Annotated in this window: 5 protein-coding genes and 1 pseudogene; 4 read left to right on the top strand and 2 right to left on the bottom strand. The window is 71.8% G+C overall.

Features of this window, described 5'->3' with window-relative positions; translation table 11 throughout:
* The 4 genes and pseudogenes from ACZ7FF_RS37395 to glgB all read left to right on the top strand — a co-directional run.
* Window positions 1-440, top strand: a pseudogene (locus ACZ7FF_RS37395) (alpha-1,4-glucan--maltose-1-phosphate maltosyltransferase); the annotation flags it as partial.
* Window positions 437-2,137, top strand: a complete 1,701-nt coding sequence (gene treS, locus ACZ7FF_RS37390) for a maltose alpha-D-glucosyltransferase (RefSeq protein WP_470818220.1) — start codon at window positions 437-439, stop codon at window positions 2,135-2,137. The pseudogene ACZ7FF_RS37395 and the gene treS, both read left to right, overlap by 4 nt.
* 94 nt (window positions 2,138-2,231) lie before the next feature.
* Window positions 2,232-3,644 (top strand): maltokinase N-terminal cap-like domain-containing protein, encoded by a 1,413-nt coding sequence (locus ACZ7FF_RS37385; protein WP_470818218.1) that lies wholly within the window; start codon window positions 2,232-2,234, stop codon window positions 3,642-3,644.
* Between the two features lie 27 nt (window positions 3,645-3,671).
* Window positions 3,672-5,999, top strand: coding sequence for a 1,4-alpha-glucan branching enzyme (gene glgB / locus ACZ7FF_RS37380; protein WP_470818217.1), 2,328 nt, complete (start codon window positions 3,672-3,674; stop codon window positions 5,997-5,999).
* A gap of 10 nt (window positions 6,000-6,009) precedes the next feature.
* Here glgB and ACZ7FF_RS37375 read toward each other — a convergent pair whose 3' ends face one another.
* Both ACZ7FF_RS37375 and ACZ7FF_RS37370 read right to left on the bottom strand, forming a co-directional pair.
* Window positions 6,010-6,492, bottom strand: coding sequence for a CAP domain-containing protein (locus tag ACZ7FF_RS37375; RefSeq protein ID WP_470818215.1), 483 nt, complete (start codon window positions 6,490-6,492; stop codon window positions 6,010-6,012).
* A 190-nt stretch (window positions 6,493-6,682) separates the two neighbouring features.
* Window positions 6,683-8,920, bottom strand: coding sequence for a HelD family protein (locus ACZ7FF_RS37370; RefSeq protein WP_470818213.1), 2,238 nt, complete (start codon window positions 8,918-8,920; stop codon window positions 6,683-6,685).
* Between the last annotated feature and the right edge of the window lie 55 nt (window positions 8,921-8,975).

Below are 8,975 nucleotides of genomic sequence, written 5' to 3'. Positions count from 1 at the left end.
TGGACTCGGAGAAGTACCAGCTGAGGCCCCGCGACTGGGAGGCGGCCGAGAAGGAGGGCCGCACCATCGCCCCCCTCGTCACCCGGCTCAACGACGTCCGGCGGCGCAGCCCGGCCCTGCGGCAGCTGCGCGACCTCCACTTCCACCACGCCGACAAGGACGCGGTGATCGCCTACTCGAAGCGGAGCGGTTCGAACACGGTTCTGGTGGTCGCAAACCTCGACCCCCACCACACCCAGGAGGCCACGGTCTCGTTGGACATGCCGCAACTCGGCCTGGACTGGCACGAGTCCGTGCCGGTGCGCGACGAGCTCACCGGCGAGACCTACTACTGGGGCAGGGCCAACTATGTGCGCCTCGAACCGGGTCACAGGCCCGCGCACGTCTTCACCGTCCTGCGACCGTCCAACCCGCAGATCGGAGGGTCACCCACAATATGATCGTCAATGAGCCCGTACCGGACACCTTCGAGGACACTCCCGCCAAGGACCGGGACCCGGATTGGTTCAAGCGCGCCGTCTTCTACGAGGTCCTGGTCCGCTCCTTCCAGGACAGCAACGGCGACGGCGTCGGCGACCTGAAGGGCCTGACCGCCAAGCTCGACTATCTGCAGTGGCTCGGCGTGGACTGCCTGTGGCTGCCGCCGTTCTTCAAGTCCCCTCTGCGGGACGGTGGTTACGACGTGTCCGACTACACCGCGGTGCTCCCGGAGTTCGGCGACCTCGCCGACTTCGTGGAGTTCGTGGACGCCGCCCACCAGCGCGGCATGCGCGTGATCATCGACTTCGTTATGAACCACACCAGCGACCAGCACCCGTGGTTCCAGGAGTCGAGGCGCGATCCGGACGGACCGTACGGGGACTACTACGTCTGGGCCGACGACGACAAGCAGTTCCAGGACGCCCGGATCATCTTCGTCGACACTGAGGCCTCCAACTGGACGTACGACCCCGTACGCAAGCAGTACTACTGGCACCGCTTCTTCTCGCACCAGCCGGACCTCAACTACGAGAACCCGGCCGTGCAGGAGGAGATGATCTCCGCGCTGAAGTTCTGGCTGGATCTCGGCATCGACGGGTTCCGGCTGGACGCCGTGCCGTACCTGTACCAGCAGGAGGGCACCAACTGCGAGAACCTGCCGGCGACCCACGAGTTCCTGAAGCGGGTGCGCAAGGAGATCGACGACCAGTACCCCGACAAGGTGCTGCTGGCCGAGGCCAACCAGTGGCCGGAGGACGTCGTCGACTACTTCGGCGACTACCCGAGCGGCGGCGACGAGTGCCACATGGCGTTCCACTTCCCCGTCATGCCGCGCATCTTCATGGCCGTACGGCGGGAATCCCGCTACCCGGTCTCCGAGATCCTCGCCAAGACCCCCGCGATCCCGTCCAGCTGCCAGTGGGGCATCTTCCTGCGCAACCACGACGAGCTGACCCTCGAGATGGTCACCGACGAGGAACGCGACTACATGTGGGCGGAGTACGCCAAGGACCCCCGGATGCGCGCCAACATCGGCATCCGGCGGCGCCTGGCACCGCTGCTCGACAACGACCGCAACCAGATCGAGCTGTTCACCGCGCTGCTGCTGTCCCTGCCCGGCTCGCCGATCCTGTACTACGGCGACGAGATCGGCATGGGGGACAACATCTGGCTCGGCGACCGCGACGCCGTCCGCACCCCCATGCAGTGGACACCCGACCGCAACGCCGGCTTCTCGTCCTGCGACCCGGGACGCCTCTACCTGCCCACGATCATGGACCCGGTCTACGGCTACCAGGTCACCAACGTCGAGGCCTCGATGTCCTCGCCGTCCAGCCTGCTGCACTGGACGCGCCGCATGATCGAGATCCGCAAGCAGAATCCTGCCTTCGGACTGGGGTCCTATAACGAGCTGCAGTCCTCGAACCCGGCCGTGCTCGCCTTCCTGCGCGAGTACGAGGACGACCTGGTGCTGTGCGTGCACAACTTCTCCCGCTTCGCACAGCCCACGGAGCTGGACCTGAGCCGGTTCGGCGGGCGGCACCCGGTCGAGCTGTTCGGCGGGGTGCGGTTCCCGGCGATCGGCGAGCTGCCGTACCTGCTCACGCTCGCGGGGCACGGCTTCTACTGGTTCCGGCTGCGCCGGGACGGCGTATAACGGCCGCCGGGTGGGGCGGTGGTCGGTTTCCACCGCCCCACCCGGGGCACGCATCAGTAACACCCCGACGACCCGGGGAAAGGACGCGACGCCCATGGCGGAAACGGTCACCCCCTTCGGCACATCCCCGAACACCGGCACCACCGGCACGCTCCTCGAATCGCTCAACCCCTTGCTGCGCACCTGGCTGCCGAGGCAGCGCTGGTTCGCGGGCAAGGGCCGCCCGGTCACCGGGTTCACCCCCGTGGCCGCAACCGAACTGCTGCCGCCCGACGGCAGGCTGGGCCTGTACCACCTGCTGCTGCGCGTCCACCAGCCGCCCGTGCCGGGCGCGCCGCCGCACCCCGGCGACTGCTACCAGCTCCTCATAGGCGTGCGCGAGGCGCTACCGCCCCGGCTGGCGCCCGCGCTGATCGGCCATGCGGAGGAGGGCCCGCTCGCCGGACGCACGGTGTACGAGGCCCTGTACGACCCCCGGCCCGCCGAGGTGCTCCTGGAGGCGCTGCGCACCCGGGCGCACGTCGGCGGGCTGCGGTTCGATCGGGACCCGCGCCAGGAGATCCGGGAGGGTCTCGTGGCCCGGCTGCTGACCGCCGAGCAGTCCAACTCGTCGGTGGTCTACGGAGATACGTTCATCCTGAAGCTGTTGCGCCGGGTCGTGCCCGGCACCAACCCCGACCTGGAGATACCCCTGGCGCTGGCCCGCGAGGGCTGCCCCCGGGTGCCCGCGCCGACGGCGTGGCTGCACGCGGAGGCGGACGGCGAACCCGAGGGGCCGTACGTGCTGGCGGTGCTCCAGCCCTTCGTGAACGGCGCCGCGGACGGCTGGGAGCTGGCGCTGAGCGAGCTGGCCAAGGGCGAGGACTTCGCCGCCGAGGCACGCGCGCTGGGCCGGGCCACCGCCGAGGTGCACACCGCCCTCGCCCACGCCCTGCCGACGGTCACCCTCGGCCACGCCCAGCTGCGGCAGCTGGCCGACGGCATGACCGAGCGCCTGACGGCCGCCGTCCAGGCGGTACCGGCCCTGCGCCCGTACGAGGAGGGGCTGCGGTCGGCGTACACCGCGCTGGCCGACCTGGCCGCCGAGGGCCGTACCTGGACCGCCCAGCGCGTCCACGGCGACCTGCACCTCGGTCAGTGCCTGCGCTCGCCGTCCGGCGACTGGTCGCTGATCGACTTCGAGGGGGAGCCGGCCCGGCCGCTGGCCGAGCGGCGCATGCCGCAGCCCCCGGTGCGGGACATCGCGGGGATGCTCCGCTCCTTCGACTACGCGGCCCGTTCGGTGACCCCGCCCGCGCCGGGCTGGGCGCACGCCTGCCGCGCCGCCTACTGCTCCGGATACGCGGAGGTGGCCGGCCGCGACCCGCGCACGGATCCGGTTCCGCTGCGGGCCTACGAGACCGACAAGGCGGTCTACGAGGCCGTCTACGAGGCCCGGCACCGCCCCGACTGGCTCCCCGTACCGATGTCGGCGATCCGCCGTCTCGCCGCGTCCGACCCGACCTGACCCGTTCCTCCCCCGGGAGACTCGCTCGTGACGTCCAAGAAGTCAGCCACTGAGAAGAACAAGTCCGGCAAGGCCAAGGCCAGGCCCACGGTGGACAGGGCCGGCAAGAGGGCCGCCGACCGGCCGGAGGCCGCCGGCGTCCCGAAGGCCCGCTCGCCCGAGCCCGAGCCGGTGGCGGAGACCGCCGCCTCCCCCGCGTTGGACGCGGGCGACCGCGAACGGCTGCTGCACGGCACCCACCACGACCCGCACTCCGTGCTGGGCGCCCACCCGGTGCCGGGCGGGGTGGCCCTCCGGGCCTTCCGCCCGTACGCCCGCTCGGTCACCGCGGTCTCGGGCGAACTGCGCACGGAGCTGCACGATGACGGCGACGGCTTCTTCTCCGGGCTGCTCCCGCTCGCCTCGGTCCCCGCCTACCGCCTACTGGTGGAGTACGACGGCACGGTCCACGAGACCGAGGACGCCTACCGCTTCCTGCCCACGCTCGGCGAGCTGGACCTGCACCTGATCGGCGAGGGCCGGCACGAGCAGCTCTGGCGCGCGCTCGGCGCCCATGTGACCACCCACCAGGGCGTGACGGGCACCCGGTTCGCGGTGTGGGCTCCGAATGCGCGGGGCGTGCGGATCGCGGGCACCTTCGACTTCTGGGACGGCACCGCGTTCCCGATGCGCTCGCTCGGCTCCTCCGGGATCTGGGAGCTGTTCGTGCCGGGGATCGGCGAGGGCGAGCTGTACAAGTTCGAGATCACCCGCTCCGACGGCTCCCGCACCCTGCGCGCCGATCCGCTGGCCCGCCGCACCGAGGTCCCGCCCGCCACCTCCTCGATCGTGTGCGCCTCGCACCACGAGTGGGGCGACGACGAGTGGATGGCCCGCCGGGCGGGGACACCGGTGCACGAGGCGCCCTTCTCCGTCTACGAGGTGCACCTGCCCTCCTGGCGGCCCGGCCTGACCTACCGCCAGCTGGCCGAGCAACTGCCCGGATACGTCTCGGAGATGGGCTTCACCCATGTCGAGCTGATGCCGGTCGCCGAGCACCCCTTCGGCGGCTCCTGGGGCTACCAGGTGACCGGCTTCTACGCCCCGACGGCCCGCCTCGGCACCCCCGACGACTTCAAGTACCTGGTGGACCGGCTGCACCAGGCCGGCATCGGCGTGCTGATGGACTGGGTACCGGCGCACTTCCCGCGCGACGACTGGGCGCTGGCCGAGTTCGACGGGCGCCCGCTGTACGAGCACCACGACCCGCTGCGGGCCGCCCACCCCGACTGGGGCACGCTGGAGTTCGACTTCGGGCGCCGCGAGGTGCGCAACTTCCTGGTGGCGAACGCCGTGTACTGGTGCGAGGAGTTCCACATCGACGGCCTGCGGGTGGACGCCGTGGCCTCCATGCTCTACCTCGACTACTCGCGCGAGCCGGGCCAGTGGACGCCGAACGAGCACGGCGGCCGGGAGAACCTGGACGCGGTGGCCTTCCTGCAGGAGATGAACGCCACCGTGTACCGGCGCTGCCCGGGCGTGGTCACCATCGCCGAGGAGTCCACGGCGTGGCCCGGGGTGACCCGGCCGACCGACGGCGGCGGGCTCGGGTTCGGCCTGAAGTGGAACATGGGCTGGATGCACGACTCGCTGGAGTACATGAGCCACGACCCCGTGCACCGCAAGTACCACCACGACGAGATGACCTTCTCGATGGTGTACGCCTACAGCGAGAACTACGTGCTGCCCATCTCCCACGACGAGGTGGTGCACGGCAAGCGGTCGCTGGTGTCGAAGATGCCGGGCGACTGGTGGCAGCAGCGGGCGAACCACCGCGCCTACCTCGGCTGGATGTGGGCCCACCCGGGCAAGCAACTCCTCTTCATGGGGCAGGAGTTCGCCCAGGGCGCCGAGTGGTCCGAGGCGCACGGCCCCGACTGGTGGCTGCTCGACCCGTCGTACGGCGCCGAGGCCGACCACCGGGGCGTACGGGACCTCGTGCGGGACATGAACGCGCTGTACCGGGCGACACCGGCGCTGTGGCAGCGGGACACCGATCCGGCGGGCTTCGAGTGGGTCGCGGGCGACGCGGCGGACGACAACGTCCTCGCGTTCCTGCGGTACGACGCCGACGGCAGCCCGTTGCTCGCCGTCTCCCACCTGGCGCCGGTGGTCCGCCACGACTACCGGATCGGGGTGCCGGACGACGTCCCGGCCTGGTCCGAGGCCCTCAACACCGACGCGGGCCGGTACGGCGGCGGCGACGTCGTGCGCCCCGAGCCGGTCAAACCGGAGCCGCGGGGCGGCCACGGCCGCCCCGCGAGCATCCGGCTGACCCTGCCCCCGCTGGCCACGCTGTGGCTGCGGCCGGCCTAGCGGGCCCGTGTCACGCGGGCGTCGCGAAGACCTGGACCGCGTAGTCACCGGCGACACCGACGCCGGTGTCCGTGAACGAGCAGTTGAGGATGGCCTCCCTGTGGCCCCTCGTGCTGCTCATCCAGCCGGAGACGATCGTGTTGGCGTCGGTGGTCCCCCAGGACATGTTCTCGGACCCCGACCTCGCGTTGTAGCCGCTGGCCGCGATGCGCGACTGGATGGTGGAGCCGTCGGAGCCGGTGTGGTTCGTCAGCCGGTGCGCGTTCGCGTCGTTCGCGAAGGTCTGTGCGGCCTGGGTCAGCTGCGCGTTGCTGCTCAGGGCGGCGCAGCCGGCCTTGGTCCGCTCGGCGTTGACCAGTTGCAGGATCTCGCCGGACGTGGCGCGAGGGGCGGCCGACACCGCGGCGCCGGCGCCGGCTGCTCCGGCGAACAGCAGGGGCGCCGCGAGGGTGGCGGCGCACAGGCCGCGTATGAGTGTGGTGGTGGTCCGCATGGAAGTGCCCTTCGGTCGGAAGAAGCGGAGAGAGATCCCCCCGGAACTCCATGAGGTGGTGTGAAGGGTTCGCGCGGTGGCGGGGGCACGGTGAGCGAGCGCCCGCGAAACCCTGGGTCACCGGCAGTTCCTCGGAATGTGCCCGGCGCCTGCGCTCATGCCTTTCCACGTTACGCCCGTCGCGATGGGCTCACGACCCGAGGGCATCGGCCAGCGCCTTCGGCAGTTCCCCGGTGTGCAGCACCCCCAGTCGCTGGGTCGCACGGGTCAGTGCCACGTACAGGTCGCTGGTGCCGTAGCCGCCGGGCTCCACCACCAGCACCGAGTCGAACTCGAGGCCCTTGGCCTGGCGCGGGTCGAGGAGCACGACGGCGCGCGTCAGGTCGGGTTCGGCGCCGGCCGTGACGCCGTCCAGCCGGGTGGCCAGGGAGCGGTGCAGCTCGCGCGGGGCGATGACCGCCAGGCGGCCCTCGGCCGGGGTGAGTTCGGCGACCGCCTCGGCCACCGCCGCGGGCAGAGCGCCGTCGGCCCGCCGCATCCAGGGCCGCACCCCCGTGGAGCGGACCGAGCTGGGCGGCTCGAAGTCCGGGTTCTCGGCGCGGACCACGGCCGCGGCGAGCTCCATGATCTCCGACGGCGTGCGGTAGTTGACGCCGAGACGGGTGTGTTCCCAGCGGTCCTCGACATAGGGGGCGAGGATGTCCGCCCACGAACCGACGCCGGCCGCCTCCGCGGTCTGCGCGGGGTCGCCGACCAGGGTCATGGAGCGGGTCGGGCTGCGCCGCATCAGCAGCCGCCAGGCCATCGGCGACAGCTCCTGCGCCTCGTCGACGATGATGTGCCCGAACGCCCAGGTGCGGTCGGCGGCGGCCCGCTCGGCGGCGCTGCGGTGGTCCGCCTCCTCGTGCCGCTCGGCGAACCGCTCGGCGTCGATGATGTCGTGGGCGGACAGCACCTCCGAGGACTCCGGGTCGCTGTCCTCCTTGTCCTCGAACTCGAAGGTCCGCGAGGCGTAGGAGACGTCCAGGACGCCCTGCGCGTAGGCGATCTGCGTCTCGCGCTCCCGCTCGGCGCGGGACCGGGCCAGCCGGTCGTCCTCGCCGAGGAGTTCGGCGGCCTCGTCGAGCAGCGGCACGTCGGCCACGGTCCAGGCGCGGGTCACCGGGCGGCGGATCGCGTCGGCGTCCTCCTCGGGGAGGTAGCCGTCGGGCTCCGCGAGAAAGTCGGCGAGCAGCCGCCGCGGGGTGATCCGGGGCCACAACTGGTCGACGGCGGACCAGACTTCCGGGTTCTCGGCGAGTTCGTCGCGGATCTGGGTGATGTCGGAGGCGTCGAGCAGGCTGCTGCCGTCGTAGGGGTCGGTGCCCACGCGCTCGGCGTACAGCTCGGTGAGCGTGTTGAGGATGTGGCCCTCGAAGTGCTCGCGGGCCGCGTTGTGCGGCAGCCCCGCGGCCCGTGTGCGCTCGCGGGCGACGCTCACCAGGCCGTCGTCCAGCATCAGCACCTCGCGGTCGTGCTCGATCGTGACGACCGGGTCGGGCAGGGCCTGCCGGTCGCGTACGACGGCGGCGAGCACGTCGGCCATGTCGGCGCGGCCCTTGACGGCGGCCGCCCGCGGGGTGTCGGCGGCGGTGGCCTTCACTCCGGGGAACAGCTCGCCGACCGTGGCCAGCAGCACGCCGGTCTCGCCGAGGGAGGGCAGCACCTCGCCGATGTAGCCGAGGAAGGCCGGGTTGGGGCCGACGATCAGGACGGCCCGGCGGGCCAGCAGGTCCCGGTGCTCGTAGAGCAGGTAGGCGGCGCGGTGCAGCGCCACCGCGGTCTTGCCGGTGCCCGGGCCGCCCTCCACGACCAGCACGCCCCGGTGCGGCGCCCGGATGACGCGGTCCTGGGCGGCCTGGATGGTCTGCACGATGTCGCCCATCCGGCCGGTGCGGGCCGAGTTCAGCGCGGCCAGCAGCACGGCGTCCCCGGTGGGGTCCTCGTGACCGGTGCGGGTGGCGTCGCCGAGGTCGAGGATCTCGTCGTGCAGGGCGGTGACGGTGCGGTCCTCGGTGGCGATGTGCCGGCGCCGGCGCAGCCCCATCGGGGTGTGGCCGGTGGCCAGGTAGAAGGGGCGGGCGACGTCGGCCCGCCAGTCGATGAGGACCGGCGTGCGCTCGGCGTTCTCCTCGCGCAGCCCGATCCGGCCGATGTGGTGGGTGGTGCCGTCGGCCAGGTCGATCCGGCCGAAGCAGAGCGAGCCGTCGACGGCGTTCAGCGCGGCGAGCAGCCCCGAGCGCTCGGCGACCAGGATGTCCCGCTCCAGCCGGGCCTGCATGGGCTTGTCGCCCTGGGCGAGCGCGTCCGAGACCGAGTCCTCGGCCTCGCCGCGCAGCACGTCCACGCGCGCGTACAGTCCGTCGATGAATTCCTGCTCGTGCCGCAATTCATCGTCCGGAAATTCACTGTTCCACCGATCCGCGTTTGACAATTCCACTCCA

The organism is Streptomyces sp. NPDC037126 (assembly GCF_055605965.1).
This window is presented reverse-complemented; position numbering and strand designations above follow the sequence as displayed.

Coding starts and splice junctions, on each gene's coding strand:
- treS (WP_470818220.1), top strand. CDS start 437: ATGATCGTCAATGAGCCCGTACCGGACACCTTCGAGGACACTCCCGCC.
- ACZ7FF_RS37385 (WP_470818218.1), top strand. CDS start 2,232: ATGGCGGAAACGGTCACCCCCTTCGGCACATCCCCGAACACCGGCACC.
- ACZ7FF_RS37375 (WP_470818215.1), bottom strand. CDS start 6,492: ATGCGGACCACCACCACACTCATACGCGGCCTGTGCGCCGCCACCCTC.